General features: G+C 68.7%; 26 protein-coding genes. 18 read left to right on the plus strand and 8 right to left on the minus strand.

Features of this window, described 5'->3' with window-relative positions; genetic code table 11:
* Window positions 1–29 precede the first annotated feature (29 nt).
* Window positions 30–428 (plus strand): hydroxyphenylacetyl-CoA thioesterase PaaI, encoded by a 399-nt coding sequence (gene paaI / locus BMZ83_RS03540; protein WP_074876148.1) that lies wholly within the window; start codon window positions 30–32, stop codon window positions 426–428.
* Window positions 429–461: 33 nt separating this feature from the next.
* On the opposite strand, the gene paaK is transcribed toward paaI, so the two are convergent.
* Window positions 462–1,751: a phenylacetate--CoA ligase PaaK gene (gene paaK / locus BMZ83_RS03545; protein WP_074875702.1), complete on the minus strand. Its 1,290-nt coding sequence runs from the start codon at window positions 1,749–1,751 to the stop codon at window positions 462–464.
* A gap of 108 nt (window positions 1,752–1,859) precedes the next feature.
* On the opposite strand from paaK, the gene BMZ83_RS03550 reads away from it, so the two are divergent.
* From BMZ83_RS03550 to BMZ83_RS03575, 6 genes are all read left to right on the plus strand, one after another.
* Complete coding sequence (locus BMZ83_RS03550) at window positions 1,860–3,032, plus strand: thiolase domain-containing protein (protein WP_074875704.1); 1,173 nt, start codon at window positions 1,860–1,862, stop codon at window positions 3,030–3,032.
* Entirely contained in the window at window positions 3,029–4,498 is a 1,470-nt protein-coding gene (locus BMZ83_RS03555) for an OB-fold domain-containing protein (RefSeq protein ID WP_074875706.1), read from the plus strand. Before BMZ83_RS03550 ends, BMZ83_RS03555 begins: the two co-directional genes overlap by 4 nt.
* Before the next feature lie 120 nt (window positions 4,499–4,618).
* Entirely contained in the window at window positions 4,619–5,506 is an 888-nt protein-coding gene (locus tag BMZ83_RS03560) for a 3-hydroxyacyl-CoA dehydrogenase family protein (RefSeq protein WP_074875708.1), read from the plus strand.
* The gene (locus tag BMZ83_RS03565) at window positions 5,503–6,306 is read left to right on the plus strand and encodes an enoyl-CoA hydratase/isomerase family protein (RefSeq protein WP_074875710.1); all 804 of its coding nucleotides are present in this window, start codon (window positions 5,503–5,505) and stop codon (window positions 6,304–6,306) included. Before BMZ83_RS03560 ends, BMZ83_RS03565 begins: the two co-directional genes overlap by 4 nt.
* Window positions 6,307–6,353: 47 nt before the next feature.
* Window positions 6,354–6,734: a PaaI family thioesterase gene (locus BMZ83_RS03570; RefSeq protein WP_074875712.1), complete on the plus strand. Its 381-nt coding sequence runs from the start codon at window positions 6,354–6,356 to the stop codon at window positions 6,732–6,734.
* Window positions 6,735–7,026: 292 nt separating this feature from the next.
* Window positions 7,027–8,460 carry a PAS domain S-box protein gene (locus BMZ83_RS03575; protein WP_074875714.1) on the plus strand — a complete coding sequence of 478 codons (1,434 nt, stop codon included), beginning with the start codon at window positions 7,027–7,029 and terminating at the stop codon, window positions 8,458–8,460.
* 80 nt (window positions 8,461–8,540) lie between these two features.
* Here the strand turns inward: BMZ83_RS03575 and BMZ83_RS03580 are convergent, their stop codons facing one another.
* Window positions 8,541–9,695: a hypothetical protein gene (locus tag BMZ83_RS03580; RefSeq protein WP_074875716.1), complete on the minus strand. Its 1,155-nt coding sequence runs from the start codon at window positions 9,693–9,695 to the stop codon at window positions 8,541–8,543.
* A 261-nt stretch (window positions 9,696–9,956) separates the two neighbouring features.
* Here BMZ83_RS03580 and BMZ83_RS03585 point away from each other — a divergent pair, with 261 nt between their 5' ends.
* On the plus strand, window positions 9,957–10,682 hold the full coding sequence (locus BMZ83_RS03585) for an SDR family NAD(P)-dependent oxidoreductase (protein ID WP_074875718.1): 726 nt from the start codon (window positions 9,957–9,959) through the stop codon (window positions 10,680–10,682).
* A gap of 18 nt (window positions 10,683–10,700) precedes the next feature.
* On the opposite strand, the gene BMZ83_RS03590 is transcribed toward BMZ83_RS03585, so the two are convergent.
* On the minus strand, window positions 10,701–12,431 hold the full coding sequence (locus tag BMZ83_RS03590; RefSeq protein ID WP_074875720.1) for a M28 family peptidase: 1,731 nt from the start codon (window positions 12,429–12,431) through the stop codon (window positions 10,701–10,703).
* Between the two features lie 78 nt (window positions 12,432–12,509).
* Window positions 12,510–12,875 (minus strand): zinc-binding dehydrogenase, encoded by a 366-nt coding sequence (locus tag BMZ83_RS03595; protein WP_245748682.1) that lies wholly within the window; start codon window positions 12,873–12,875, stop codon window positions 12,510–12,512.
* Window positions 12,876–13,057: 182 nt separating this feature from the next.
* On the opposite strand from BMZ83_RS03595, the gene BMZ83_RS03600 reads away from it, so the two are divergent.
* Window positions 13,058–13,273 (plus strand): hypothetical protein, encoded by a 216-nt coding sequence (locus BMZ83_RS03600; protein ID WP_074875725.1) that lies wholly within the window; start codon window positions 13,058–13,060, stop codon window positions 13,271–13,273.
* 53 nt (window positions 13,274–13,326) lie between these two features.
* Here the strand turns inward: BMZ83_RS03600 and BMZ83_RS03605 are convergent, their stop codons facing one another.
* Complete coding sequence (locus tag BMZ83_RS03605; RefSeq protein ID WP_074875727.1) at window positions 13,327–15,255, minus strand: aldehyde ferredoxin oxidoreductase family protein; 1,929 nt, start codon at window positions 15,253–15,255, stop codon at window positions 13,327–13,329.
* Between the two features lie 176 nt (window positions 15,256–15,431).
* Between BMZ83_RS03605 and BMZ83_RS03610 the strand changes: the two genes are divergently transcribed.
* Genes BMZ83_RS03610 through BMZ83_RS03620 form a run of 3 tightly spaced genes read left to right on the plus strand, consistent with a single transcriptional unit; the run spans window position 15,432 to window position 16,356 of the window.
* The gene (locus tag BMZ83_RS03610) at window positions 15,432–15,815 is read left to right on the plus strand and encodes a hypothetical protein (RefSeq protein WP_074875729.1); all 384 of its coding nucleotides are present in this window, start codon (window positions 15,432–15,434) and stop codon (window positions 15,813–15,815) included.
* Window positions 15,812–16,090, plus strand: coding sequence for a ubiquitin-like small modifier protein 1 (locus BMZ83_RS03615; protein ID WP_074875731.1), 279 nt, complete (start codon window positions 15,812–15,814; stop codon window positions 16,088–16,090). The genes BMZ83_RS03610 and BMZ83_RS03615 overlap by 4 nt, the downstream gene beginning before the upstream one ends.
* Window positions 16,090–16,356 carry a hypothetical protein gene (locus tag BMZ83_RS03620; protein ID WP_074875733.1) on the plus strand — a complete coding sequence of 89 codons (267 nt, stop codon included), beginning with the start codon at window positions 16,090–16,092 and terminating at the stop codon, window positions 16,354–16,356. The genes BMZ83_RS03615 and BMZ83_RS03620 overlap by 1 nt, the downstream gene beginning before the upstream one ends.
* Here the strand turns inward: BMZ83_RS03620 and BMZ83_RS03625 are convergent, their stop codons facing one another.
* Window positions 16,357–16,710, minus strand: coding sequence for a hypothetical protein (locus tag BMZ83_RS03625; protein ID WP_206674345.1), 354 nt, complete (start codon window positions 16,708–16,710; stop codon window positions 16,357–16,359).
* An 84-nt stretch (window positions 16,711–16,794) separates the two neighbouring features.
* Here BMZ83_RS03625 and BMZ83_RS03630 point away from each other — a divergent pair, with 84 nt between their 5' ends.
* The 4 genes from BMZ83_RS03630 to BMZ83_RS03645 all read left to right on the plus strand — a co-directional run bounded on the left by BMZ83_RS03630 (window position 16,795) and on the right by BMZ83_RS03645 (window position 22,135).
* The gene (locus BMZ83_RS03630; protein ID WP_074875735.1) at window positions 16,795–18,438 is read left to right on the plus strand and encodes a SufS family cysteine desulfurase; all 1,644 of its coding nucleotides are present in this window, start codon (window positions 16,795–16,797) and stop codon (window positions 18,436–18,438) included.
* A 90-nt stretch (window positions 18,439–18,528) separates the two neighbouring features.
* Entirely contained in the window at window positions 18,529–20,820 is a 2,292-nt protein-coding gene (locus tag BMZ83_RS03635; protein ID WP_074875737.1) for a PAS domain S-box protein, read from the plus strand.
* Window positions 20,821–20,882: 62 nt separating this feature from the next.
* Entirely contained in the window at window positions 20,883–21,476 is a 594-nt protein-coding gene (locus BMZ83_RS03640; RefSeq protein ID WP_074875739.1) for a response regulator, read from the plus strand.
* Entirely contained in the window at window positions 21,473–22,135 is a 663-nt protein-coding gene (locus BMZ83_RS03645; protein WP_074875741.1) for an RAD55 family ATPase, read from the plus strand. The genes BMZ83_RS03640 and BMZ83_RS03645 overlap by 4 nt, the downstream gene beginning before the upstream one ends.
* Window positions 22,136–22,161: 26 nt before the next feature.
* Here the strand turns inward: BMZ83_RS03645 and BMZ83_RS03650 are convergent, their stop codons facing one another.
* A complete protein-coding gene (locus BMZ83_RS03650) occupies window positions 22,162–23,247 on the minus strand; it encodes a bactofilin family protein (RefSeq protein ID WP_074875743.1) in 1,086 nt (361 codons plus the stop codon).
* Window positions 23,248–23,492: 245 nt separating this feature from the next.
* On the opposite strand from BMZ83_RS03650, the gene fdhF reads away from it, so the two are divergent.
* Entirely contained in the window at window positions 23,493–25,628 is a 2,136-nt protein-coding gene (gene fdhF / locus BMZ83_RS03655; RefSeq protein ID WP_074875745.1) for a formate dehydrogenase subunit alpha, read from the plus strand.
* Between the two features lie 38 nt (window positions 25,629–25,666).
* On the opposite strand, the gene BMZ83_RS03660 is transcribed toward fdhF, so the two are convergent.
* Complete coding sequence (locus BMZ83_RS03660; protein WP_074875747.1) at window positions 25,667–25,909, minus strand: SelT/SelW/SelH family protein; 243 nt, start codon at window positions 25,907–25,909, stop codon at window positions 25,667–25,669.
* A gap of 666 nt (window positions 25,910–26,575) precedes the next feature.
* Between BMZ83_RS03660 and BMZ83_RS03665 the strand changes: the two genes are divergently transcribed.
* Complete coding sequence (locus BMZ83_RS03665) at window positions 26,576–26,767, plus strand: hypothetical protein (protein WP_074875749.1); 192 nt, start codon at window positions 26,576–26,578, stop codon at window positions 26,765–26,767.
* Window positions 26,768–26,926: the final 159 nt, after the last annotated feature.

A 26,926-nucleotide genomic window follows, 5' to 3' on the forward strand; every position in this document is an offset into this window, starting at 1 on the left:
CGTTGGGCTCGCTCGCGGAACTGGCCGCCATGACCGAGGTTCCCGAGGAGACACGCGAGCAGGTGGCGTCGGACCCGTTCTGTGCGACGCTCGGCATCGAGGTCGTCGACCTCTCGCCCGGCCGTGCCCGCGCGGAACTGCGCGTGACCGAGGACCTGCTGAACTTCCACGGCACGCCCCACGGCGGCGCGATCTACTCGCTGGCCGACGCCGCCTTCGCCGCGGCGTCGAACTCGCGGGGGGAGACGGCGCTGGCGCTCGAGACGAACATCTCCTACCTCGACGCCGACGGCGTCGGCGAGACGCTGACCGCGACGGCCGAGGAGACCCACCTCGCCGGCAAAACCGCCGAGTACGAGGTCGACGTCGTCGACGGGAACGGGGACCGCGTCGCGACGTTCCGCGGGCGAGTGTACCGCCCCGAGTAGGCGAGGCGCCGATCGCGGTCGGCGGCGTCGGCGCTAGCTACGGTGGTCGTAGACGCGCTGGACCTTCCCGACCTCGGTGCGGGCGATCCCGCCGGGCTCGACGATCGAGAGCTCGTCGGGGGTGAAGCTGAGCACGTTCGCCAGCCGTTCGAGGATCTCCTCTCGCAGCTCGGCGTGGCCCCGGTCCGTACCTTCGGCGCGCTCGACGGTGAGCTCCATCACGTCGAGGTTCTCCTCGCGGTCGAGGTCGATCCGGTAGTGCGGGGCGACGCCGTCGACGTCCAGAACCGCGTGCTCGATCTCGCTGGGGTAGAGGTTCACCCCGCGAACGATCAGCAGGTCGTCGGCGCGTCCGGTGACGTTGTCCATCCGGACCATCGTCCGCCCGCACTCACACTCGTCGTAGGTCAGCGTCGTCAGGTCGCCCGTCCGGTAGCGCAGCACCGGCAGCGCCTCCTTGGTGAGCGTCGTGAGCACGAGTTCGCCCTCCTCGCCCTCCTCGACGGGTTCGCCCGTCCGCGGGTCGACGACCTCGGGGTAGAAGTGGTCCTCCCAGACGTGCAGGCCGTCCTGGGCCTCGTGGCACTCGTTGGAGACGCCGGGGCCGATGATCTCCGAGAGCCCGTAGATGTCGATCCCGGTGACGCCGAGTCGCTCCTCGATCTCCTCGCGCATCGGGTCCGTGCAGGGCTCGGCGCCGAAGATGACCGTCGAGATGGGGAGATCGCGGGGGTCGTGGCCCATCTCCTCGGCGGTCTCGGCGAGGTAGAGCGCGTAGGAGGGCGTGCAGGTGAACACGTCGCTCTCCAGGTCCGCCATCAGTTCGATCTGGCGCTGGGTCTGCCCGCCGCCGATCGGGATGACCGTCGCGCCCAGTTCCTCGACGCCGTAGTGGAGGCCGAGTCCGCCCGTAAAGAGACCGTACCCGTAGGCGTTCTGGACGGTGTCGCCGGCTTCGACGCCCGACGCCGCGAGCGATCGGGCGACGACCTCGCTCCACACGTCGACGTCGGCGTCGGTGTAGCCGACGATCTTGGGCTTCCCGGTCGTCCCCGAGGAGGCGTGGATCCGCGTCAGTTCGTCGTCGTCGACGGCGAACAACCCGTCGGGGTACTCGTCCCGGAAGTCCTCCTTGGTCGTCATCGGGAGCGCCGTCACGTCCTCGACGCCCCGGATGTCGGCGGGCGCGACGCCGGCCTCGTCGAGCTTCTCGCGGTAGAAGGGGACGTTCTCGTAGGCCCGTTCGACGGTTTCACGGAGGCGTTCGGCCTGGTGGTCCCGGATCTCCGATCGGTCGGCGGACTCTATGGGCTTGTGTACCATTCGGCACTCGATAGCGGGGCGACGAGCGTGAAAAATCATGAGGGTGCGGCAAGCCACGCGCTCGCCGTCACGGGAAGCCTTTTCGCGGAACCGCCGGAACGAACCACCATGCGGGACGCCTACATCATCGGCGCGGGGCAGACGAGTTTCGGCGCCATGCCCGGCGAGAGCTACCGGTCGCTGTTCACCGAGGCGGTTGACCACGCCCTCGAGAGCGTGCCGGCCGGCATCGACGCCGACGCCGTCGACGAGGCGGTCGTCGGGTCGCTCGGCGTCGGCGGGCGACAGATCGGGCTCTCCGGGCCCGCGGTCACCGAGCACGCCGGGCTCCACGGTGTCCCAAGCGCCCGAATCGAGAACGCGTGTGCCGCCTCGGGCTACGCCGTCAGGCAGGCGATCCAGGCGGTCAGAAGCGGGATGGCCGACGTGGCCCTCGCGGGCGGCGTCGAAGTGATGACGGACATGAGCGGCGACGCCGCGAAGTACTGGCTGGGCGTCTCCGGCGAGACCGAGTGGGAGCGCCTGACCGGCACCACCTTCGCCGGCGTCTACGCCCAGATGGCCAGCGCGTACTTCGACCGGTACGAGGCGACGCCGGAGCACCTCTCCCGGATCGCGGTCAAGAACCACGCGAACGGGGCCAAGAACCCGAACGCCCACCTCGGCTTCGAGTGCTCGCTTGAGGACGCAACGAGCGCGCCGGCGGTCGCCGATCCGCTGAACCTCTATCACTGCTGTCCGACCTCGGACGGCGCCGCTGCGGTCCTCGTGGCCGGCGAGGAGGTGGTCGGGGAGTACACCGACGAGCCGATCCGCGTCGCCGGCGTCGGCGCCGCCAGCGAGCGCGTGGGGCTGTTCCAGCGGGACACCTACACCGGGATCGACTCCTCGGCAGTGGCCGCCGCCGAGGCGTACGACAGCGCCGGGATCGATCCCGAGGACCTCGACTTCGCGGAGGTCCACGACTGCTTCGCCATCGCGGAGCTCCTGGCCTACGAGGATCTGGGGTTCTGCGAGCGCGGGGCGGCCCACGAACTCGTCGAGTCCGGCGCGACGGAACTGGACGGCGCCCTCCCGGTCAACGCCTCGGGCGGCCTGAAGTCGAAGGGCCACCCCATCGGCGCGACCGGCGCCGGCCAGATCGCGGAAGCGTACAAACAGCTCCGGGGTGAGGCGGGCGACCGCCAGATCCCGGACGCGGAGGTCGGACTCACCCACAACGTCGGCGGCAGCGGCGGCGCGGCGGTGGTTCACGTCCTCGAACGGGAGGTGGCGCGATGAGCGACGACCCAACCAGCGAGCCCGGAGTCGCCGCGATCGGCGCGTACACCCCGCGGCTCCGCGTCGACGCCGAGGCGTTCGAGGAGGCGTGGGGGCGCTTCGACGTCGCGGGCGTCGAGGAGAAGGCGGTCCCGGAGGCCGACGAGGACGCGCTCACGATGGGCGTCGCGGCGGCCGGGCGCGCCCTCGACGCCGCGGGCCGGGACGGCGACGAAATCGCCCACCTCGCGTTCGCGACCACGACGCCGCCGATGGCCGAGGAGGAGCTCACGCCCCGGCTCGCCAGCGTGCTCGGGGCGCCCGCGGACGCGGCGACGCGCACGCTCACGGGCAGCACCCGCGCCGGCGCGCAGGCGCTGGCTGGGGCGCTCGACGCCGGACCGTGGGGCAACTCCGACGCGGGGGACGCCGACGGCATCGGCCTCGTCGTCGCCGCCGACTGCCGGCGCGGCGCGCCCGACAGCGGGATCGAACACGCCGCGGGCGCCGGCGCGGCCGCCCTCGTGCTCGCCGCGGACGCCCCTGGAACGGTCGTCGACCGCGCCGCACACGTCGCGTCCTACCCCGGAACGCGGTTCCGGGGGGCCGGCGACGACGAGACGACCGGACTCGGCGTCACCCAGTACGACCGCGAGGCGTTCACCGCGGCGCTCGGCGGCGCCGCCGACGGCCTCGACGCGGACCCGTCGGGCGTCGACGCGGCGGCGGTCCAGTCGCCGGACGGCAAACTCCCGTACCGCGCCGCCGGCGCGCTCGGCGTCGACACCGAGACCATCGCGGCCGGGGAGACCGTCAGTCACCTGGGCGACACGGGCGCGGCGAGCACGTTCCTCGGCGCCGCGTCGGCGTTCGACGACGGTTCGGGCCAAGTGCTAATTGCCGCGTACGGGAGCGGCGCGGGCGCGAACCTGTTCGTGATCGACGGTTCGGTGCCGGTGAACGCCGCGTTCTCGGGGGCGACCGACGTCTCCTACGCCGAGTACCTCCGCCGGCGCGGTGAGATCACGAGCGGCGAGCCGGAGGGCGGCGGCGCCTACGTCAGCGTTCCCTCGTGGCAGCGCACCACCCCACAGCGCCACCGACTCGTCGCGGGTCGGTGTCCGAACTGCGGCGCGCTGAACTTCCCGCCCGGGGGCGCCTGTCGGGCCTGCGGGGGTCGCCCCGATTCCTACGAGCAGGTCGAACTCCCCGGAGAGGGAACCGTCGAGGCGGTGACCACCATCGCGCAGGGCGGCGCGCCGCCGGAGTTCGTCGAACAGCAGTCCCGGAGCGGGCCGTTCCTGAGCGCGATCGTCGCGCTCGACGGTCCCGAGGGTGGCAACGTGAGCGTCCCCTCGCAGGTCGTCGGCGACGCCGACGGCGTCGAAATCGGGACTCGCGTCGAGGCGACGACCCGTCGAATCTACACGCAGGAGGGCGTGATCCGGTACGGTTTCAAGATGCAGCCAGTCGACCGCCGGCGGTAGGCGGCCGATCGCGGGGGCGTGGTCGACTGCTGGGCTGTCGCCGACCGGCGGGCGCGCCGTCGGCGGCCCGACGGTCGCGTGACAGGCGGTTTTTTCTCCGCGGCGTCCCCTCGTTCCCGCATGCACGTAGCCGTACTCGGCGCGGGGACGATGGGCCACGGGATCGCCCAGGTGTCGGCCATGGCCGGCCACGACGTGGCGATCCGGGACGTCGAACGGGAGTTCGTCGACGACGGCCTCGCGGCCATCGAGGAGAACCTCCAGGGCGGCGTCGAGCGTGACAAGGTGACCGCCGAGGAGAAGGCGGCGACGCTCGACCGCATCGCCGGCACGACGTCGCTCGAGGAGGCCGTCGCCGACGCCGACATCGTCATCGAGGCCGTCCCCGAGCGGATGGAGCTCAAACGGGAGACGTTCGCGGACGTGGAGGAACACGTCGACGACGGGGCGATCGTCGCCTCGAACACCTCCTCGCTCCCGCTCACCGAGATCGCGAGCGCGCTGGACCGTCCGGACCGCGCGGTCGGTCTGCACTTCTTCAACCCCGTGCACATCATGGAGTTGGTTGAAATTGTGGTCGCCGAGCAGACGAGCGACGCGACGCTCGACGCCGCCCGGGAGTTCGTCGAAAGCATCGACCGGACGCCCGTGGAAGTGACGGACTCGCCGGGGTTCGCCTCCTCCCGGCTCGGCGTCGCGCTGGGCGTCGAAGCCATGCGCATGGTGCAGGAGGGCGTCGCCTCGCCCGAGGACATCGACGCCGCGATGGAACTGGGGTACAACCACCCGCAGGGTCCCATCGCGCTCGGCGACGTGGTCGGCCTGGACGTGCGGCTTGACATTCTCGAACACCTCCGCGAGGAACTGGGCGAGCGGTTCCGCCCGCCCCAGATCCTGAAGCGGAAGGTCCGGGCCGGGAAGCTCGGGAAGAAGACGGGCGAGGGGTTCTACGTCTGGGAGGACGGCGAGATCGTCGGCACCAGCGGCGATTGGGGTGAGGACCGGTGATCGAGGACGTCGCCGCCGACTGCGAGACCGTCGACGCCGAGGTCGGTGATCGGGGCGAGGACGTTGCGACGGTCACGCTCCGGCGGCCGGACGCGCGAAACGCCCTGAACGCGCAACTGCGCGAGGAGCTCACCGCGGTCATCGAGGCCATCCCCGAGAGCGACGTGCGCGTGGTCGTGCTCACCGGCGCCGAGGAGGCCGGCGCGTTCGCCGCCGGCGCTGACGTGACCGAGCTCCGCGAGCGCGACGCGCTGGAGCAGCGCGAGGCGAGCGAGCGCCCGCGGGTGTACGAGCACGTCGCCGACTGCCCGTTTCCGGTGATTGCCCGGATCAACGGCCACGCGCTCGGCGGCGGCTGCGAACTGATCCAGGCCTGCGACGTGCGCATCGCCCACGAGGACGCCAAGATCGGCCAGCCCGAGATCAACCTGGGGATCATGCCCGGCGGCGGCGGCACCCAGCGGTTGCCCCGACTCGTCGGCGAGGGGCAGGCGATGCGGCTGATCCTCTCGGGCGACCTCATCGACGCCGCGGAGGCACGGGAGATCGGACTCGTCGACGAGGTCCACGGCGACGACCTCGACGACGCGGTCGACGACCTCGCGGCGTCGATGGCGTCGAACGGCCCGGTCGCCCTGGAGTTCGCCAAGCAGTCGGTTCAAGCCGCGTCGCAGTTGGGGCTGGAGGACGGCCTCGACTACGAAGCCGAACTGTTCGCTCAACTGTTCGCGACCGCCGACAAGGACGAGGGGATCGACGCGTTCCTCGAGGACCGCGAGCCCGAGTGGCGCGGCGAGTAGCCCGGTACCGGCAGTATACTTTTGGCCGACTGGCAGAACGGCCCACCATGGACGTCGAGGCGTTCTTCGAGGAGATGCCGTTCGCCGACCTGCTCGGCATCGAACTGACCGAGATCGGCGAGGGCCACGCCGAGGGGCGGGTGGAACTGCGCGAGGAGCTCTCCTGGGACGAGGACCGGGCGGTCGCCCACGGCGGCGTCACGTTCTCGCTGGCGGACACCGTCGGCGGTGCCGCGCTCGTCTCGCTGGTCGAACAGCCGGTGCCGACGATCGACATGCGCGTCGACTTCCTCGAGGCCGGGACGGGCGATCTGACTGCCGAGGCCGAGGTGGTCCGACTGGGCGAGGACGTCGGCGTCGTCGAGGTGGGCGTGTTCACCGAGGACACCCACGTCGCCGACGCTCGCGGGGTGTACAAGACGGGGTAAGCAGCGCTCCCTGGACATAAACCAATCACCACGATACAGAAAGTCTCGAAAGCGGTAGTTGCGGCTGGCCGACTCAACGAATCTGAAGTGCCTGGGGCGGTAGAGGGATCGCGGTGGATCAACCGCTCCGTAGGTTGCTTATCGACTGCGACCGGACGTTCGAAAGCTGATAGGCTTGGCTCTCGTGATTCGTGGGGACGCGCTTCCGGCCTGTGGATCCGCCATCGCTTGGTCCCGATGCCTCGGTATCGCAACATAACGCCTTTTGTATGAACCAACCAAATCCGGACCAATGAAGGACAGTACGGCACCCGTAGAAGCTGACGAGGTGACTGCGTGGTATCGGACGCTCGTCGAGGAAGTGAACGATCTCACGACAGTAATCGACACTGACGGGACGATAACGTACGTTAGCCCCGCTGTTACACGGATACTCGGCTACGACCCTGACGAATTGATCGGCCACGAGGGGTACGAGTTCGTTCACCCTGACGATCGGGAACGAAACGCGGAGGCGGTGGAGACCGTGCTATCGGACAGCGCCGAATCCGAGACTGTCGAAGTCAGGTTCAAGCACGCTGACGGGTCGTGGCGGTGGATCGAGGCCACGATGCGGAATCGACTTGACAACGACGTTATCGACGGCATCCTCCTCAGCAGTCGAGATATCACCGACCGAAAGGCGTACGAGCTCGAAGCGCAGGAACTCGCTGACGAGTACGAGGCCCTGTTGAACAACGTCGAGGACGCGATCTTCCTCGTCAACGTCGGGGAAGGGGAGGACGGTATCAGATTCGAATTTGAACGCCTCAGCCCTTCTTACGAGCGACAAACCGGTCTCACGACCGAAGAAGTCCGAGGCGGAACTCCTCGGGACGTGTTCGGTGAGGAACAGGGACGGGGGCTCGAAGCAAACTACCACCGCTGTGTCAACGCCGGTACGTCGATCTCCTACCAGGAAGAACTACAGGTCGACGACGGGGCACGATTCTGGCACACGAAGCTGGCCCCAGTCGTCAGGGAGGGTGAGATTACTCGCCTCGTCGGAATCACCCGGAACGTGACAGATCGCGTCGAACGCGAGCGGCAACTCCGGCAGCAGAACCAACGCCTCGACGAGTTCGCAAGTGTTATCTCACACGACTTGCGCAACCCGCTCAACGTCGCACAGGGTCGCGCGACGCTCCTCGCCGAAGACGCAGAGAGCGACCATCTCGAGCCACTCCTCAACGCGCTTGACCGGATGGAGGCGATCGTCGAGGACACGCTGACGCTCGCTCGGGAAGGTAACACGATAACCGATACGGAGCAGATCAGTTTGACTGACCTCGTCGGGAAGTGCTGGGCGACAGTCGACACCGCCGACGCGACAATCGAAATCGTCGACGAAGTGACGTTCCAGGGCGACCCCGACCGATTACGCCACGTGTTCGAGAACCTGTTCCGGAACGCCGTTGAACACGGGGGGTCCGACGTGAACGTCCGTGTCGGCTCGCACGGCGAACGCGGAATTTACGTCGAGGACGATGGGCCAGGAGTACCCGTGGACGAGCGCGAAGCGGTGTTCGAAGTGGGGTACTCGTCGGCGACGGATGGGACTGGTTTCGGGCTGACCATTATCAAACGGATCGTGGAAGCCCACGGCTGGGAGTTGTCCGTGACCGACGGAGTAGAGGGCGGTGCACGCTTCGAGATCGACATGTCCGGGGACGGCGAACTACCGTAAGTACTCGGGCGCTGCTGCCACGGTGCATCGAGCCGCCCGAATCGACTACTCTGCTCCTCTGGGCGACGCCGAGTCAGTCGTTACGCCACGATCCAGGGCTTCTCGTCGGGGTCGTACTCGCTCATCGCGCCGGAGTGACTCCGCGTCTCGGGGGCGAGGACGCCGACGTGTTTGAGCTGCTGGACGAAGTTGAACAGGACGTTGTTCCGGATCACGTCCCGCCACACCGACGGGTCGGCGTACAGGCGCCGCGTCTCGCCCGCCTCGATCAGCCGCCGGGCACGGTCGGCGCCCCGATCCGTACAGAACGCGCCGAGGAACACGTTCGGGTACTGGTGGACGAGCCGCTCGACGAGGTCGAGGAAGTTGACTCGGGGCCCCTCCTCCCGGAGCGCGTCGAGCAGCAGGCCGAACTCCGGGTGGCGGGTGAACGCGTTCCGAAGCAGGATCGCCAGCGGGCGGTGGACTTCGTCGACCGTCGAGCCGCGGGTCTCCTCCTTCACGAGCCGGAGGTCGTCCAGCGCTTCGATCCCGTAGCCACGGAGCACCGTCGCGGAGAGTTCGCCCTGTTCGGTGAGGCCGTGCGGTCGCTCCCGGGTGAGCAGGCCGAGCGTCCGGGCGCTCGCGATCGCGGCGTCGCCGGCGCCGAAGCCGTACTCGTCGGCGAGGGCGTCGACGAGTTCGTCGCGGGCGAGGGGGCCGTGGCGGTCAACGGCGACGACCGGCGCGAGGTAGTTCAGCGGCTGGGCGAGGCTCAGCGTCGTCACGTCGCCGCCGAACTCGTTTCCGCGGAGTCGCACCGAGAGTCGGCCTTCCACGTCGGCGACTTCAGTGTCGGATTCGGCGCTCGGGGGCCGGCGCCAGGTGTCGAGTCCGCCGTCGTCGACGCCGATGACGCCGACGCCTTTCGCCCGCAGGAGCTCCGTGTGCTGGGCGACGGCGTCGGCGTCGCCGGCGAGGTACGAGACGTGGGCGCCCTGTTGGTAGGTCAGTGCTTGGCCCATCCCGCGCAGGAGGTTCGTCGCGCCTTTCACCTCGATCGCGAACACGCGGTTGGCGTTCGTGAAGCCGATCACGTCCGGGTAGCGCCCGCGGATCGTGATCTCGTGGCGCTCGCACCGATCGAGAACGTCGGCGTACGCATCGTCGTGCGCCGCCGGCACGTGGACCAGCGGCTCGTAGCTCCGGGCAGCGAGTTCGTCGACGACGTGGTCGAACACCGCCGGCTCGTCCATACCCCGTGCTGGGGGAGCTGCCTAATAAACGTCCCCGACCGCCGGTCCGAGATACCCTCACGCCTGCAAGCGGTCGCCGTCGGTCCAGCGCCCGCCGACGTCGTCGCGGTAGTAGCGGCTCGGGACGACGATCCCGTCGACGCACTCGTGACACCGTTCACGGGCCCCGGTCACGACGATGGGCACCCCGCTCTCGCTGGCGATCGTGTGGTACGTGACCGGTTGGCGAACACGTAAGGCGTCCCACGCCGACGCTCACGCATGACCGAGGCAGCCATCGTGACGGGTGCGGCGAGCGGTATCGGGCGGGCGACCGTTGACCTGTTCCGGGAGCGGTACGACCTCGTGGCCGGCATCGACGTCGACGACGCCATGCGCGAGGTCGCCGCCGGGTTCGACGGCGTGGCGGGCTACGTCGCCGACGTCCGCGACCACGAGCGCGTCCACGAGATCGTCGCCGACGTGGAGGACCGGGCCGACGTGGTCGCACTCGTCAACAACGCCGCCGTCTCTCGCTACGAGTGGATCGGCGAGTTGGGCCCGGAGGAGTGGCAGGAGGTGCTGGACGTGAACCTCACCGGGCAGTACAACCTCGTCCACGCGGCCGCCCCGCGGATGTACGAGCGCGAGCGCGGCGCCGTCGTGAACGTCTCCTCGGGCGCCGGGAAGAGCGGCTCCGCGAGCGGCGGCGTCCACTACTCCGCCTCGAAGGCCGGCGTCTTCGGCCTCACCAAGGGCCTGGCCAAACAGCTCGGCCCCCACGTCAGGGTGAACTGCATCGTCCCGGGGCTGATGGACACGCCGCTGACCACCGACTCGGGGCTCTGGACCGAGGAGGGGATCGAGGAGTTCACCGACGGCGTCCCGCTGCGTCGCCTCGGCCAGCCCGAGGAGGCCGCGGAGCTGATCGACTTCCTCTGCTCGGAGCGGGCGAGCTACATGACCGGCGCCGTCGTCGACGTCGACGGCGGCGCCGGGCTGGTCTGAGACGGGCGACCGCCGGCGCTACTGGCGTTCGACGAACGCCTCGGCCGCCTCCTGCGCGTTCCGGAGTCGGTGGCGCAGCCGCGTGACCTCGCGGGTGAGCGTGGTCGCCGCGAAGCGCTCCTCGCGCCGGGTCCCGTCGACGCCCGCCGCGCGGCGGAGTTTCGGTAGCGGCTCGTGGGGGAGGGCGGGCTCCTGGTCGTAGTCGCGGACGCTGTTGTACAGCGCCGGCACCAGTTCGTTGCCAAGCGCGACCTGCAGGTCCTCGGCGGCCGCCGCGGTGCCGGAGCCGACGGCGTCGATATCGTCGATCACGCTGTAGGCCGCCGCGAGCGCGTCCGCCAGCGCGTCGAGGTCGTCGTGTACCCCGGTGAACTCCCGATCGGCTTCGGCCTCGATCCCGGCGACCTGCTCGCGAACGTCCGCGACGGTCGCCCGGAAGTCGTGGGGGAGCGCCGGCGAGTCACAGATCCGGCTGGCCAGCGCGACCGCGATCCGGGTTTCCTCGGCCAGCAGGTCGACGTCGACCTTGTCACGGGTGTCCTCGGGCGTGTGCCACCACCAGCCGCCGCCGACGGGGCCGCCCTCCTCGCCGGGTTCGAGCCGCGCGCCCGAGAGCAGCGAGGTGAGCCCGGCGCCCCAGAACGACTGGTCGGAGTTGCGTGCCGGGCGTCCCGACCCGAGGAACCCGCCGTCGCCACCGCCCTCGAGCAGCGGGAGGTCGCCCGCGGCCGCCAGCACGTCGGCGTGCTCCTCGCCGAGCTCGGCCATCTCCTGGTGCCAGAGTCCGTCGGCGCCATCGAGGCCGTTGAGGTCGAGGTGGCAGTAGGCGACGCCGTTCTCCCGGAGGTCCAGCCACTCCCGATCGGCCCACCACGCGCTCCCGGCGTAGCGGCCGGTCGAGTGAGCGGGCCAGAAGCCGAAGACGAGCCCCCGTGCTGGCGGGTCCGCGGCGAAGACCCGGGCGAGTTCGAGCGTCGCCGCCATCGCCGTCGCGTTGTCAGTGATCCCCTCGTACCACGAGTCGACGTGGTTGCCGACGACCATGTAGCGGTCGCTCTCGGTTCCCTCGATCCGCCCGACGGGGCAGGGGAGCGTCGTGAGTTCGGTCGTGACCTCGGTCGTCACCGTCGCCTCGACCGGTCCCTCCTCGCAGCGGTCGCGGAGCCAGTCGCCGGCATCGTGGGTGACCTGTGCCACGGCCAACTCGGGGATCCCCCCGGCGTCGTCGAGCCCGGGCGTCCCCCAGATCGGCGTGACGATCATCTCGTGGAGCTGGTCGGGGGTGACGGACTGGTAGATCACCGCCCCGGCGCCCGCGGCTTCGAGGAGCTGGATCGGCTCGGGGGTCGGGAGCCCCGTGGTGAACGCGATTTTCCCCTCGAGATCGGCGGCAGTGACGGCCCCCTCGGTCACCTCATCGACGCGGACTACCTCGCCCGAGACGCCGCCTGGCGGCGTACTCGCGCCGAAGGAGGCGGTGATGGCCTCGTCGAACGTCTCCCGCGTGGGCGCGGTCACGTCGACTCGGGCGTCCTCGGGGACGCTGATGTACCCCTCGAACTCGTGGAGTTCGGCCTCGCAGCCGTACTCCCGGAGGGTCTCGACGACGTACTCGCTGGCTTCCCACTCGTCGTCGGTCCCCGAGATCCGCTCCGTGCCGTCGAAGGCGTCGACGTGTCGTTCCAGTTCGTCCGGGTCGACTCGGTCCCCGAGCCGTGTCTCCGTCTCCCTGTCGATCGGGTCGAGCATGTGGGTGTGGTTGGGTAACGTGAGTATAGTCCTTCGTGTGCCGGCTATCGGTCGAGCGGTCGGTCGACGGGGTCGCCGTCAGGGCCGGGCTACTCCCTTGCCGATCACGTCACGGTTTCCGATGGCGGCGGGGTTCTCGGCTACCTGGTCGAGCGGGAGGACGCGGCCGATCCGCGGTTCGAGTTCGCCGTCGGCGACAAGCGAGCGCGCGTCTCGGAAGTTCTGGCGATTCCCCATCGGCGCCGCGCGGGTCCGTCGGTGGTGCTGGTAGCGCGACCGGATGTCGGTCTCCGGATCTCGGCCGGAGGTGGCGCCACGGACAACGATCCGGCCGCCGATCGCGAGCGGGTCGATCGACCGCTGCCACGTGGGCCGTCTGACGGTGTCGGCCACGTGGTCGACCCCGCGGCCGTCGGTCGGGTTCAGCACCGCACCGACGGCCACGCGCACCCCGGCCGGACCGGGCGCCTGGGCCGCCACATCGACGACCGAGGGCGCCTCGTCGGTGGGTCCCGGATCGGGTGATGTGTACGGCCGGCGCGCTCGCTGCTCGGGCGAGTCTCGGCGAGAAGCCGCGGGTCGGAACCGCCGACGGGTTTTTTGCCCGTTAGGTGATAATGTCCCCTATGAAGGAACGCATTCAGCACGCGATCCGACGCGCACAGTTCGCAGCCGCGGGCGCCGCCATCGGCGGCGGGCTCGGCGGGTTGGTCGGGCGGAACGCCGCGAGCACCGGCGCCGGCTTCGGCGCGCTGATCGGTGCGACGGTCGCGGAGAAGGTCGGACCGGCGGACGAACTCAAAAAGCGGTTCGAGGGAGCGGACGACGAGGCCGCCGAATAGCGACCTCGGCGCTTTTCTTCAGTCGTCGCCGGCTGCTCGCGTCGGCGACATCCTCAGTCGTCGGCGGGGGCCGAGCCGCCGGCGGAGACGCCGGTGCCCGGACCCATGTCGATGCCGAGGTCGTCGAGCTTCTCGTCGGGGACGACGCCGTCGACCCAGCCGCGGTGCTCGTAGTACTCCTCCTTCATCGCGTCGAGTTCGCAGAGCTCGCCCTCGATCCCGCCGCCGGCGGGCACGGCGTCCTCGGCGCCCTCGACGAAGCGGTCCGGCAGCGAGTCGTCGTCGCCGTCGAAGCCGGCGAGGTTGTTGTAGTAGCGTTCGAGGTTGTAGACGCGCTCGCCGGCCTCCATCAGCTCCTCCTCGCCCACGGAGCGGCCGGTCATCCCGTTGTACTGGTCGATGTACTCCTCGATCCCTTCGGCGAAGGCGTTGAACTTGCAGATGTCGAAGGAGTCCGAGATGGCGTGGAGGTCCTGGAACGTCGCCGTGAGTTCGCCCTTCCCCTCCCACTCGGTGGGGTCGACCTTCTCCGGGATGCCCAGGATCTCCGCCGCGGGCGTGTAGCCGCGCAGGTGGCAGGCGCCGCGGTTGGAGGTCGCGTAGCCGATCCCCATGCCCTTCAGGCCGCGCGGGTCGTAGGCGGCGATGGCCTGCCCCTTCACGTCGAGGCGGCAGTCGTGGGCGCCGAGCGCTTCGGCGGCCCGCTTCTGGCCCTCCGCGAGCGTGTCCGCGAGGTCACCCTCGCGCTTGCCGATCTTCTCGATCATCTCGGTCATCGCGTCCACGTCGCCCCACTCGATGCCCTCGTCGATGTAGCCCTTCTCGGTGGCCTCCATCGCGAACGCGAGGATGTTCCCGGTCTCGATGCTGTCGATCCCGAGGTCGTTGCACTGGTCCATCATGACCGCGATCATGTCGCGGTCGTCGTTCATCGAGTTCGGGCCGAGCGCCCACGCGGGCTCGTACTCGTAGGACTCCATGCGGACGTTGAGGTCCTGGCCCTTGTGGTGGACGTCGACCTCGACCTCCTTCTTGCAGGCGACCGGACAGGAGTGACAGGTCGGGTCGTCGACGAGGATGTTCTCCTCGACGTTCTCCCCGGACACCTTCTCGGAGTCGATGTTGGGTTCGTCGGGCTCCTCGTCGGCCTCCATGCTGGTGGAGGTGAAGCGGCCGTTCCGCGTCGGGAGGCCGTCCATCTCCTCGGTGAGGTTCATCAGGACGTTCGTCCCGTACACCGAGAGCCCGCCCTCGTTGGGCGCGGTCACGTCGGACTCCTGGATGGCCTGCATCGCGGCCTTGTGGCCCTCCATGAACGTCTCGCGGTCGGCCGGCTTCGGCATCTCCGTCCCAGACTTGACGACGACGGCCTTGAGGTTCTTCGAGCCCATCACCGCGCCGGTACCCCCGCGGCCCGAGGCGCGGTCGTCCTCGTTGATGATGCAGGCGTAGCGGACCTGGTTCTCGGCGCCGGGGCCGATGGCCATCGTCGAGAGGTTCTTGCCGTAGGACCCGTCGACCTCCTCCTCGAGGGTGTCGATCGCGTCGTGGATGCCGTCGCCCCAGATGTGGCTGGCGTCACGGAGTTCGACCTCGCCGTCCTCGACGACGGCGTAGACGGGCTCGTCGGCCTTCCCTTCGAACAGGAGGCCGTCGAAGCCGGCCCACTTCAGGCGGGCGCCGCTCCACCCGCCGTGGTGGGAGTCGGTCACCGTCCCCGTCAGCGGGGACTTGGTGACGACGGCGATCCGGCCGCTCATCGGCGTCTGCGTGCCCGTGAGCGGGCCGTTCATGAAGGCGAGGAGGTTCTCCTCGCCCAGCGGTTCGACGTCGGTCCCGTTGTCGAACACGTATTTCACGCCGAGGCCGCGCCCGCCGATGTACTGGCGCGCGTCCTCGTCGTCGATGCTCTCGTAGTCGACGTCCCCCGCACTGAGGTCGATGCGGGCGACGTTGTCGTGGAATCCTCCGAGGTCAGTCATAAGTAATGCTCGTTCCTTTCGTAGGGCCTGTCGGCTGTTAGGCGTTCTCACATAATCGTAACTGCTTTCAGTTACTTCCGCCCGCACGGGCCCGTATCGCCCGGCGGGAATCCGGCTTCCGTATTGCGGTTTCCTCCGTCGGGAGGTTTATCCGCGTCGCCGCCCCACTGGCGCCCATGGAGACGGTCTCACTCGGCGCTCCGGAACCGATCCTCGATTCCCTGCCCGACGACGACGACGCGCGAATGGACATGCGCGAGGCGGTCGCCGGCTGGGAGCGCCGCATCAACGACGCCATCGAGGCCGCGGACGACGACGGCGAGGCGGTCGGCTACGTCCTCGACGCGGTCGAGCGGATCGAGTCCCGGATGGAGCGGTTCGACGAGTTCGTCCCGGAACTCCGCGCGTGGGGACAGTCGCCGATCTACGCCATCTCGTGGCGGAACCTCTACGCCGAACTGATCGCCCAACTGTACGACCACGACGAGCTCGGCGAGGCGTTGGACCGCGAGCGCAACCAGCGCCTCGTCGAGGACGGTATCCGCTTCGGGGACCGATGAACGTCGAACTCCGGTTCTTCGCGACGTTCCGCCAGGCGGTCGGACGGAAGGTCGTCGAGCGGGAGTTCCCCGAGGGGACCACCATCGGCGAGGTGCTGTACGAGCTGGAAGAGGAGTACGACGACCTCTCGGGCCAACTGATCGAGGACGGCGAGCTGCGCCCGCACATCAACGTGCTCAAGAGCGGCCGCGAGGCGCTGCACCTCGACGGAATGGAGACCGTCCTGGAGGACGGCGACCGCCTCAGCATCTTCCCCCCGGTCGCCGGCGGATGATGCGCCGGGAGAAGGAGTTCCGGGGGATCTCGGTCCGCCTCGCACGGAACTACCTCGAGAACCTCGGCGGGACGGCCGTCGACGACACGACCGTCGAAGCCGACGAGTGGCGCGTCGACCTCTCGGCGGAGAAAGTCGCGATCGGCCCCTCGATCGAACTGACCGAGATCACCGTCGCCTTCGAGGCCGACGACGGGTTCGGCGAGGAGAACTTCGAGCAGTTGATCGCGGACTTCTCCCGGAAAGCGATGCGGGCCGGCGGCTGATCAGACCGTCTCGAGGCTGTCGAGCACGCGCTGGGAGAACTCCACCTCGGTCATCTCGCCGGCCTCGAGCGCGTCGAACCAGTCGGCGTCCGCGCGCCACGCGCCTAGTTCCTCGTCAGCGAGGTCGGTGACCGTCGCCTCCACGTCCCGGACCGGCCAGTCGCGTCGATCGAACAGTTTTCGGAAGTCGTTGACCACGTCGCCCACCTGCTGGTGGGGGATCTCCCCGTGCTCATCGGCGGCGGTGGACTGGTAGGTCAGCTGGTAGGTGTCACCGTCGACGGCGACTGATTGGAGGTAGCAGCCGTGGTTCGTGAGGCGGGATTCGAGTGCGAACGTGCGGTCGTCGTCCATCATCGAGGGGAGGACGCCGCCGGGCATAGGCGTTGTCCCCGCGGCCCGGGAACCTTTAAGACGACTGAAGGATACCTTCGTCGCATGTCCCCCGACGCCGCCAGCGTCCGCGAGGACTTCCCGGTCCTCGACCGGGAGGTGAAGGGCGAACCGCTCACGTACCTCGACAACGCCGCGACCACCCAGACCCCGCGACAGGTGTACGATGTCTTCGAGGAGTTCTACGCCGGCTACAACGCGAACGTCCACCGCGGCATCCACGAACTCAGCCACGAGGCGTCGCTGGCCTACGAGGCCGCTCACGACCGCCTCGCCGAGTTCGTCGGCGCCGCCGGCGGCCGCGAGGAGATGATCTTCACCCGCAACACCACCGAGAGCATCAACCTCGTCGCTCACGGCCTCGCGCTCCCGGAGTTCGGCCCCGGCGACGCCGTCGTAACCACCGAGATGGAACACCACGCCTCGCTGGTCACCTGGCAGCAGGTCGCCAAGCGCACGGGCGCGGACCTGCGGTTCGTCCGGGTCACCGACGACGGCCACGTCGACGTGGAGCACGCCAAGTCGCTGATCGACGACGACGTGGAACTGGTGTCGGTCCCGCACGTGTCGAACGTGCTGGGGACGGTCACCCCCGTTTCCACGTTCGCCGAGTTGGCCCACGACGCCGGCGCGGTGCTGGTCGTCGACGGCGCCCAGTCCGCACCGACCCGTCCCGTCGACGTGGAGGAAATGGGCGCGGACTTCTTCGCGTTCTCGGGGCACAAGATGGCCGGGCCGACCGGGATCGGCGGGCTCTACGGCCGGAAGGACCTGCTCGAGGAGATGGAGCCGTTCCTCTACGGCGGCGAGATGATCCAGCACGTCACGTTCGACCGCTCGACGTGGAACGGCCTCCCCTGGAAGTTCGAGGCCGGGACGCCGCCGATCGCGGAGGGGATCGCGCTCGCGGCCGCCGCCGACTACCTCGACGACCTCGGGATGGAGTGGGTGCGCGACCACGAGAACCGGCTCGCGCAGTACGCCCTCGAGCGCCTGAACGCGCGCGACGACGTCGAGACGTACGGCCCGGGTCCGGGTGAGGAACGCACGGGACTGGTCGCGTTCAACGTCGACGGCGTCCACGGCCACGACCTCTCCTCGCTGCTGAACGACCGGGGGATCGCCGTCCGCGCGGGGGATCACTGTACCCAGCCGCTCCACGACCGCCTCGACGTGCCGGGATCGGTCCGGGCGTCGTTCTACGTCTACAACACCACCGAGGAGATCGACCGGCTGCTCGACGCCATCGACGACGCCGAGGCGAAGCTCGACGCCTACCTGCGCTCGGACCGCTACGCCGACCGGCTCTACGAGCACCACCGCAACCCGCACAACAGCGGCGGGCTGGCCGACCCGTCGCTGGTGAAGTCGTCCGAGGAGACCGCCTGTGGCGACGACGGCGAGTTCCACGTCGACATCGCGCCGGACGGCACGATCGAGCGGCTGGCCTTCGAGAGCGAGAGCTGTGCCGTGAGCCGGGCGGTGGCCAGCCTCGTCACCGAGTACCTGGAGGGTCGGACCGTCGCCGAGGCCGCCGAGATGAAGGGCGAGGTGGCGGCGATGCTCGACGGCCAGTTCCCCGACCTCCGACGGGACTGCGTGGTGGGGCCGGAGGAGGTGATCAGGGAGGCGGCCCAGGAGTATCTGGCGAGGGGGCGAGCCGTCGAAGACACCACCTCGGCGACGTAGACGACCTCTCGGCGCGCGACACCGCCTCGTACGTCGGACCACACGGTTATCCCTCGCCCGTGGATATCGCGATCAGACGAGGCTCTACCGATGCAGACATCTCCCGACACGGTCCGCGCACTCCACGTGGACCCGGACTCGTCGTTCGTGGACGCCGCCGCGACGCGTCTCGAGCGCGAGGACGATCGACTCGACGTGACGACGACGACCGACGCCGACGAGGCCCTGGCACTGCTCGAAAACGACGCGTTCGACTGCGTGATCGCCGACTACGACCTGCCGGAGACGACCGGCATCGAGCTCTTCCAGTCCGTCCGCGACCGCGACTCGGAGCTCCCGTTCCTCCTGTTCACCGGAGCGGGCTCGGAGGCGATCGCCAGCGACGCCCTCTCCGCGGGCGTGACCGACTACCTCCGGAAGGGGCGGGTGGACGACCAGTACGCGGAGCTGGCCGACCGCACTCTCGACGCCGTCAGGAGTGCTCGCCGGGACAGCGAGCCCGGGGGGGCCTGCAGCGACGGGACTCCCGGGTTCCTCCAACACGTCGTCGAGGCCGTCGGCGTCGGCGTCGCCGCCTACCGGGCGGACGGGACGTTCGCGTACGTCAACGAGACGTTCGCGTCGAACCTCGACGCCGACAGGAACACGTTCGACGACGTTCACGTGTGGGAGATCGCGCCCGAACTCGACCGCGAGGACTTCGACCGGTACTGGGCGTCGTTCTCCGTCGGGGACACCAAGACGACCGAGACAACCCACGCGTTCCGGGGCACCGAGGTGGCCGTGGAGACGGTGACGACCTGTACCGTCGTCGACGGGACGACGTACCACGTCGGGACGGCGCGGGACATCACCGAACGCAAGGAACGCGAGGAGCGGTTCCAAGCGTTCGTCGAACAGTCCAACGACATCCTCACCGTGCTCGACGGGAACGGGGTGTACAAGTACCAGAGCCCCTCGGCCAAGCGCATCCTCGGCTACGAACCCGGCGAACTCGTCGGCGAGAGCGCGTTCGAGCGTGTCCACCCGGACGACCGTGCGGACGTGGTCACCACGTTCCAGCAGGTGATGTCGAACCCGGGCCAGGATCTGAGCGTGGAGTATCGGTTCCGCCACGCCGACGGCTCGTGGCGCTGGCTGGAGTCCCGCGGAGTCAACGCCCCCGAAACCTCCGCCATCGACGGGTTCCTGATCAACAGCCGGGACGTGACCGAGCGCAAGGAACACGAGCGGCAGATCGGCGACCTCCACGACGCCACCCGGCAGATGGTGCAGGCGAGCGACGAGCGGGACGTGTGTGCGGTCGCCGTCGAGACGGCCGAGGAGGTGCTCGGACACTCGATCGCCGGGGTCTGGCTCCGCGACGAGACCGGGGACCGGCTCGAACCGGCCGCGACGACTGCGGGTGCCGAGGAGCGATTCGACGAGCTCCCGGTGTACACCGAGGGCAACAGCCTCTCGTGGGAGGCCTACGAGACCGGCGAGGCGAGGGTCGTCGACGATCTCGCGACCGAGTCCGGGCTGTACAACCCCGACAGCGAGGTTCGGAGCGAGATCATCGTCCCGCTGGGGGAGTACGGTGTGTTGAACGTCGGGTCCCCCGTGGACGACGCGTTCACCGACAACGAGGTGACGCTGGCGAAACTGCTGGCCGCGAACGCACAGGTCGCACTCGGCCGCAGCGAACGCGAGCGCCTGCTTGAACGCCAGACCGAGCAGATGGAGTTCTTCAACTCGATCCTCCGGCACGACGTGCTCAACGCGGTCACGGTGATCCGTGCCCGCGCCGAGTTCCTCGCGGACGAACTCGACGGCGAGCAGTTGCAGGACGCCGAGACGATCGTTCGGTGGAGCGACGACGTGACCGAGATCGTCCAGCGCGTCCGGACCGTGGTGGAGACGCTTGCCGGGGAGGGCGACCCGGAGCTCGAACCGGTCGACCTCGCCGCGGAGCTCCGGGCGGAAGTCGACCGCGTCCGGTCGACGTACCCCGAAGTCGACTTCGAGACGGGGATCCCCGAGGCGCAACCGGTGCTGGCGAACGACCTGCTGGGTGACGCGTTGGGCAACATCGTCACCAACGCCATCGAGCACAACGACACCGACGGGCTCCGAGTCTCGGTGAGCGTCGAACGAAACGACGGCGACGTGGTCGTCCGCATCGCGGACAACGGGACCGGCGTCCCGCCGGAGCGCAAGGACGCCATCTTCCGACGGGGGGAGACCGGCCACGCCAAGTCCACCGGTTCCGGCTTCGGCCTCTTCTTCGCCGACGCGATGGTCGAGGAGTACGGCGGCGACATCCGGGTCGAGGACAACGACGCCGGCGGTGCAACGTTCGAGGTTCGGCTCTCGGCGGTCGATCACGGGCCGTCGCCGTGACCCTCGCGGGCCGACAGGGTTCGAGGGCCACCTATATGCACGTGGCGGGGGCAGCAACCACTATGAGCGATACTGGTCCGCCCGTCGTGCTCGTCGTCGAGGACGAGCCCGACGTGGCCGAGACCTACCGCCGCTGGCTGCGTTCGACGTACGACGTTCGCGTTGCCGCCGACGGCCCGACGGCGATGGCGGAACTCGACGCCTCGGTCGACGTGGTCCTGCTGGATCGGATGATGCCCGAAATGGCCGGCGAGGAGGTGCTTCGGGAGATCCGCGACCGGGAGATGACCTGCCGGGTCGCGATGGTGACGGCGGTCGACCCGGACTTCGACGTCGTGGAGATGGGGTTCGACGCCTACGTCACCAAACCACCCGAACGCGACGAACTGATGGAGACGATCGAGCGGCTGCTGGATCGAGCCGAGGTCGACGACGACCTACAGCAGTACTACTCGTTGGTCGCGCGCCGGAGCACGCTCGAGGCCGAGAAAACCGAGGCGGAGCTGAACGACAGCCCGGAGTACGCGAACCTGGTCGACCGGATCGAGCGGCAACGCGAGGAGGTCGACGAGGAACTGGGAGACATGTCCACGGACACGGATTTCGTCGGCGCCGTCCGCGAGATCATGAACGACGAGGGGGAGCAGACAGAATGAGCACGCCGTACGACATCGACGAGGTGCTCCCGGCGGGGACGATCGAGACGTTGCCGGCGGGAACGAACGTCCTGATAACCGGGCCGGCGATGGTCGGGAAACGGGAGTTGGCGTTCCGACTGCTGGCGACGGGCCACGAGAAGGGTGAGGGCGTGCTGTGTGTGACAACCAGCGCCTCGGCGTCGAGCATGCTCGACGAGTTCGAGCGACGGGTGCCCACGCTCGATCGCGACCGTGTCGCGATCGTCGACTGCTCCGGGAGCGACAGTCAGCAGGCGATCCGGGAGATCGCGACCGAACGCGTCTCGTCGCCGGGCGATCTGACCGGGATCAGCATCGGCACCGCGAAACTCCTCCAGCGCTTCTCCAAGCAGAACGTCTCCGACGTCCGCCACGGGTTGGTGTCGATATCGACGCTGATCCAGTACCTCGACCTCAACACGGTGTTCAAGTTCCTCCACATCTACACCTCCCGGATCGAGGACACCGGCGGCCTCGGCGTGTTCACGCTCGAGGACGTTTCACACGACGCCAAGACCGTCAACACCATCACCAGCGAGTTCGACTGCGTGATCGAGCTCCGTGAGGGAGCGGACGGCCGAGAGGTCCGGGTGAAGGGGCTCCCGGGCGCCTCGCGCTCGTGGCGCGCGTTCGACTGAGTCGGCGAAGTCGGTCAGCGTCGAAGTCAGTCCGCTGGGGTCGCCTCGGCTGATCCCTGCCGCCGCTTCTCGTACCCATCTCGGAGTCCGAGTGCGACCGCGCCCAGCCCCAGTACCACCGCGACCAACTCGGCGATGCCGCCGACGACCGGGATCAGTCCCAGGAGCAGGAACCCGATCACCCCGACGAGGAGGGCGAACCAGCGGTGCTCCAGTCCGGCCAGCGAGAGCAGCCACGAGCCGACGGCGTACTTCCCGTAGACGCTCGCGATCCAGAGCGCGATCCCGTACGCGGCGAACCCGGCCAGCGAGAACGGGAGTCCGATGATCGTGACCGCCACGAGCACGAGGAGGACGGGGATACCGATCAACGCTAACAGGCCGGCGGCGGCGGTGACTGCCGGTGAGCTCCCCACCCGCGACGCGACGCCAGCCGAGAACCGGGGTGAGACGAGCAGGAGAACCGCGCCGAGTACCACGCTCGTCACGAACCCGAACGCGGTATCGAACCACGACGGGATCGAGAACCCACCGAAGCGGACCGTGTCGCCGCGGATGCTGTCGTCCTCGATCACGCCGCCGGCGACCGTCGCGCCGTCGCTCCGCGTGAACTGCTCGGCGTCGTAGCGGAACTCCCCGCCCACGTCGGCGTTCGGACCGAGGGTTACGGTGTCGCCCCCCGCCCGGACGTTGCCGCCGACCGTGCCGGCGACGGTGACGCTGCCGGCGCCCACGTCGAGGTTGCCGCGGATCGCACCGGTCTCCGTGAGGTCGAACGAGCCGGCGCCGACCTGGACGTCGCCCTCGACCGTCCCGGCGACGACGACGCTCCCGGCGGCACCCTGCACGTCGCCGGTGACTGTGCCGGACTCGGTGATCAGGATCGTCCCCGCGGTACCCGAGAGGTCGCCGTCGACGGTACCGCGAACCACGATGGTACCGGCGACGCCCTCGATGCCGTCGACTGTCTCGCCGGCGTCGATGACGATCGTCCCGCCGACCTGTCCGGTGGACTGCGCGGTGGCGATGCCGCTCGCGAGCGGGAGGAGGACGACGAGGACCGCCGTGAGGGCCACGATGCGACGACTCCGGCCGCTGTCAGGGGGGAGCATTCACCACGAGATGTGCGTTCCGACACATTAGTTCTTTGTAACTAACTGCTACCGTCGACTCAGCGGCGGAGGATACCGACGGGCAGCGAGGTGGACTCCCCGAATCGGGAGGCCGTCGCGTGCGTGCTCGAGCCATGTTCGGTGTGGCAGCGTGGGGTGCGAAGCGGGGGCCGGGACCACCGACACACTAATTGACCGATGCGACAGATAACGAGGTATGAACAACGCGTGTCAGGGTGAGAGCGATGGCCAGTAACGCCGACGAACCGGTGAAGACGATCTGTCCGTACTGCGGCGTGGGCTGTGGCATCCGCGTCCGCGAGGGCGAGGAGCGCGGCGATATGAACTTCATGCCCTGGGGCGACGCCCCGGTCAACGAGGGCAGCGTCTGCATCAAGGGCGGCGCGGCGACGCAGGTCGTCGACCACGAGGACCGCCTGACGGACCCCCTGATCAAGGAGGACGGCGAGTTCCGGGAGGCGACGTGGGACGAAGCTCTCAGTCGTGTCGTCGACGAGATGGAGTCGATCCGCGAGGAACACGGCCCCGACGGGATGGGCTTTTTCGGTTCCTCGAAGACGTTCAACGAGGAGAACTACCTGATCCAGAAGCTCGCGCGCCGGTACGGCACGAACCAGGTTGACAACTGCACCCGGATGTGCCACGCGTCGACGGTCTGGGCGCTGCGGACGAGCCTCGGCATGGGCGCGATGACCAACAGCATGGCCGACTTGGAGGACTCGGCGGACGTGCTGTGGATCCAGGGCGCGAACCCCGGCGAGCAGCACCCCATCGCCAACAGCCAGTACTTCCGGCAGGCGGTGCTGGAGGGCGCGACGGTGATCCAGGTCGACCCCCACGCCAACAAGACGACCGAGTCCTTCGACATCGAGGGGACCGACCGGCACATGCACCTCCAGTTGGAGCCGGGGACGGACATCCCGCTCCTGAACGTCGTGTTGAAGACGATCCTCGAGCGCCACGAGGCCGAGCCCGGCGCCGGCTGGATCGACGAGGAGTTCGTCGACGATCGCACGAAGGGGTTCGACCACCTGACGGAGACGCTCGAAGACTTCGACAAGCAGGCCGCCGCCGAGGAGTGTGGCGTCCCGCTCGAGGACATCGAACTCGCGGCCGAGAAGTACGCGAGGGCCAACGACGCCGCCATCTTCACCGGGATGGGGATGTCCCAGCACACCTGCGGCGTCGACAACGTCCAGAACGAGATCAACCTCGCGCTGATCACCGGGAACCTCGGCAAGCCCGGCGCCGGCGTGAACCCGCTGCGCGGCCAGAACAACGTCCAGGGCACCTGCGACGTGGGCGCGATGCCGAACGTCCTCCCGGGCTACCAGCTCGTCGACGACGACGAGGCCCGCGAGTCCGTCGAGGAGGTGTGGGGGTTCGAGATCCCGGCCGAGCCCGGCCTGACGAACGTCGAGATCTCCCACGCCATCGGCGACACGGTCCACGGCCTGTACGTGATGGGGGAGAACCCGATCATGAGCGAGCCCGACGGCAACCGGACCGAGCGGCGGTTCCGCGAGGACCTCGGCTTCCTCGTCGTCCAGGACATCTTCATGACCGAGACGGCCGAACTCGCCGACGTGGTGCTGCCGGCGACGACGTGGGCGGAGCGCGGCGGCACGGTCACCAACACCGACCGCCGCGTCCAGCGGATGCGCGGGGTCCACAAAGTCCACGAGAACACGCGCCACGACCTCGACATCCTCTGTGAGGTCGGGACGCGGCTGTTCGACGAGGGGTTCGACTTCGACGGCCCCGAGGACGTGTTCGAGGAGCTCCGCGAGGTCTGCCCCATCATGCACGGGATGACCTACGACGCGCTGGGGGAGGAGGGGATCCACTGGCCCTGCTACGAGGAGGGCGACGAGGGCGACTCCTACCTCTACGAGGAGTCGTTCGAGACGGAGGACGGCCTCGGCCGGATCGAGGGCGTCGTCCACCAGGAACCGAAGGAGACCCCCGACGAGGAGTACCCGCTCGTGCTCACCACCGCGCGGCTGGAGGAACACTACAACACCGGGACGATGAGTCGGCGCTCGCCGACGCTCTCCCGCCAGGAGCCGGAGAACTTCGTCGACGTGCATCCCAACGACGCCGAGCGCTACGGCATCGAGGACGGCGACGAGGTCGTGCTGCGCTCGCGCCGCGGGGAGATCACCGTCCGCGCGGACGTGACCGAGGACATCAAGGAGGGCGTCGTCTGGACGACGCCGCACTTCGCGTCGGCCTCGGCGAACCGGCTCACGAACGACGTGCTCGACGAACGGGCGAAGATCCCGGAGTACAAGGCGGCCGCCGCGGAGATCGAGGTCGACATCGAGCCCGCCGACGGCGGCGCCTCGGCGGACGACTGACCGCTCGCGGGGAGGCGATCGGAGCCGGCGGCGCCGTCTCAGGCCGCGGCGCCGACGTACGACCCGACCGACTCGACGATGTCGTCGGCGTCGTACTCGTCGTCGTCGACGTCGAACACCTGCTCGCCGTCGACGCGGACCTCGAACACGCCGCCGTCGCCCGTCACTAACGCGACGCGGTCGACCTGCTGGCCGTATTTCTCGAGGATCGCCGCTTCGAGTTCCTGTGCTCGCGAGAGGTGACCGCACGGGACGCAGTACTCGATTTCGACGGATACCATACCAGGTAGTGATAGCGGTTGGTTCGTGTTAAACCCCTTCATGGGGTGGGCCTCACAGATCCGGGACCGTCACGGTCTCGTTCCGCAACGGGTCCAGAGAGCGGACCGTTGACAGAGGAGATAGTGACGAGCAACGAGACCGGCTGGGCGTCCGTCTCGGCCGACTCAGGGGTCCTGTGTGCTACCACGAAGTAGGCGACCACCCGGCCAGTTCGTGTTCGACGACGTTGACGGCTCGGTGATGTTCACTGTGAATCCGACAACGTGAGACGAAGCACAGCATCAGTGGGGCTCTTGGACAGCGGGCGACTCCAGTATCGCCTTCCTCGAGGGACTGTTCGACTGAGCAACTCCAACCGCAGATGCGGCAACAACTCCGAACGGATCGCGTGGGCCTTGACGGTCCTGGCGTTCTCAGCGGCGTAACGGTGATGAGCGGCTTTGTGGTCGCCGCTGCATTCGTGCTCGGCATCCTCTCACCGTTCTACGGCAGCCGGTACGGTTTCCGGCTCTAGGAACAGCAGAACGGCGGGAAGCCATCGGGGCGTTTCGACCTGACCGCTCAACGACAGGGACCGAGATGACTGGGGGCGAAAGTAGACGACTGAACTGCTCTCGCTCCCGATCGGATTCTGTCTGTTCGCCCAGTTCTCCTCGCGTGGCGACGTGGCGGTCGGGTCGTTCTGCCTGGTCCGGAACGGATCGGCGTTTCTGATCGGCGTGTTCCCCATCATTCAGGGAGTACGGCCGCTCGTGATCCTTGATGGGGTGGTCATCGTCGAGGCCGTCTTCTCCGAGGGCAGACACGCGACGGACCTCGACGGGGTCACCAGCCTTCGAAAGAGGGTCGCCGGGTGATCCGACAGCGGATCGCTGCTAAACTCCGAAACAGAGAGACGGAACCACCAACACGATGACTGAGGTCGGGGGTGACCAGATCCGGTTTGACATCCCGCACACGGTTAGCAGGGACTGTGTCTCAACCTCGACGACGAGTTCGAGACTGTCGATCTCGGC

The sequence above is a fragment of the Halolamina pelagica genome, assembly GCF_900115675.1.
Classification (GTDB): Archaea; Halobacteriota; Halobacteria; order Halobacteriales; family Haloferacaceae; genus Halolamina; species Halolamina pelagica.

Bases quoted from the DNA above. Each gene is read 5' to 3' on its own strand.
- paaI (WP_074876148.1), top strand. From the start codon at position 30: ATGACCGAGGTTCCCGAGGAGACACGCGAGCAGGTGGCGTCGGACCCG.
- paaK (WP_074875702.1), bottom strand. From the start codon at position 1,751: ATGGTACACAAGCCCATAGAGTCCGCCGACCGATCGGAGATCCGGGAC.
- BMZ83_RS03550 (WP_074875704.1), top strand. From the start codon at position 1,860: ATGCGGGACGCCTACATCATCGGCGCGGGGCAGACGAGTTTCGGCGCC.
- BMZ83_RS03555 (WP_074875706.1), top strand. From the start codon at position 3,029: ATGAGCGACGACCCAACCAGCGAGCCCGGAGTCGCCGCGATCGGCGCG.
- BMZ83_RS03560 (WP_074875708.1), top strand. From the start codon at position 4,619: ATGCACGTAGCCGTACTCGGCGCGGGGACGATGGGCCACGGGATCGCC.
- BMZ83_RS03570 (WP_074875712.1), top strand. From the start codon at position 6,354: ATGGACGTCGAGGCGTTCTTCGAGGAGATGCCGTTCGCCGACCTGCTC.
- BMZ83_RS03575 (WP_074875714.1), top strand. From the start codon at position 7,027: ATGAAGGACAGTACGGCACCCGTAGAAGCTGACGAGGTGACTGCGTGG.
- BMZ83_RS03580 (WP_074875716.1), bottom strand. From the start codon at position 9,695: ATGGACGAGCCGGCGGTGTTCGACCACGTCGTCGACGAACTCGCTGCC.
- BMZ83_RS03585 (WP_074875718.1), top strand. From the start codon at position 9,957: ATGACCGAGGCAGCCATCGTGACGGGTGCGGCGAGCGGTATCGGGCGG.
- BMZ83_RS03590 (WP_074875720.1), bottom strand. From the start codon at position 12,431: ATGCTCGACCCGATCGACAGGGAGACGGAGACACGGCTCGGGGACCGA.
- BMZ83_RS03600 (WP_074875725.1), top strand. From the start codon at position 13,058: ATGAAGGAACGCATTCAGCACGCGATCCGACGCGCACAGTTCGCAGCC.
- BMZ83_RS03605 (WP_074875727.1), bottom strand. From the start codon at position 15,255: ATGACTGACCTCGGAGGATTCCACGACAACGTCGCCCGCATCGACCTC.
- BMZ83_RS03610 (WP_074875729.1), top strand. From the start codon at position 15,432: ATGGAGACGGTCTCACTCGGCGCTCCGGAACCGATCCTCGATTCCCTG.
- BMZ83_RS03615 (WP_074875731.1), top strand. From the start codon at position 15,812: ATGAACGTCGAACTCCGGTTCTTCGCGACGTTCCGCCAGGCGGTCGGA.
- BMZ83_RS03620 (WP_074875733.1), top strand. From the start codon at position 16,090: ATGCGCCGGGAGAAGGAGTTCCGGGGGATCTCGGTCCGCCTCGCACGG.
- BMZ83_RS03625 (WP_206674345.1), bottom strand. From the start codon at position 16,710: ATGGACGACGACCGCACGTTCGCACTCGAATCCCGCCTCACGAACCAC.
- BMZ83_RS03630 (WP_074875735.1), top strand. From the start codon at position 16,795: ATGTCCCCCGACGCCGCCAGCGTCCGCGAGGACTTCCCGGTCCTCGAC.
- BMZ83_RS03635 (WP_074875737.1), top strand. From the start codon at position 18,529: ATGCAGACATCTCCCGACACGGTCCGCGCACTCCACGTGGACCCGGAC.
- BMZ83_RS03640 (WP_074875739.1), top strand. From the start codon at position 20,883: ATGAGCGATACTGGTCCGCCCGTCGTGCTCGTCGTCGAGGACGAGCCC.
- BMZ83_RS03645 (WP_074875741.1), top strand. From the start codon at position 21,473: ATGAGCACGCCGTACGACATCGACGAGGTGCTCCCGGCGGGGACGATC.
- BMZ83_RS03650 (WP_074875743.1), bottom strand. From the start codon at position 23,247: ATGCTCCCCCCTGACAGCGGCCGGAGTCGTCGCATCGTGGCCCTCACG.
- fdhF (WP_074875745.1), top strand. From the start codon at position 23,493: ATGGCCAGTAACGCCGACGAACCGGTGAAGACGATCTGTCCGTACTGC.
- BMZ83_RS03660 (WP_074875747.1), bottom strand. From the start codon at position 25,909: ATGGTATCCGTCGAAATCGAGTACTGCGTCCCGTGCGGTCACCTCTCG.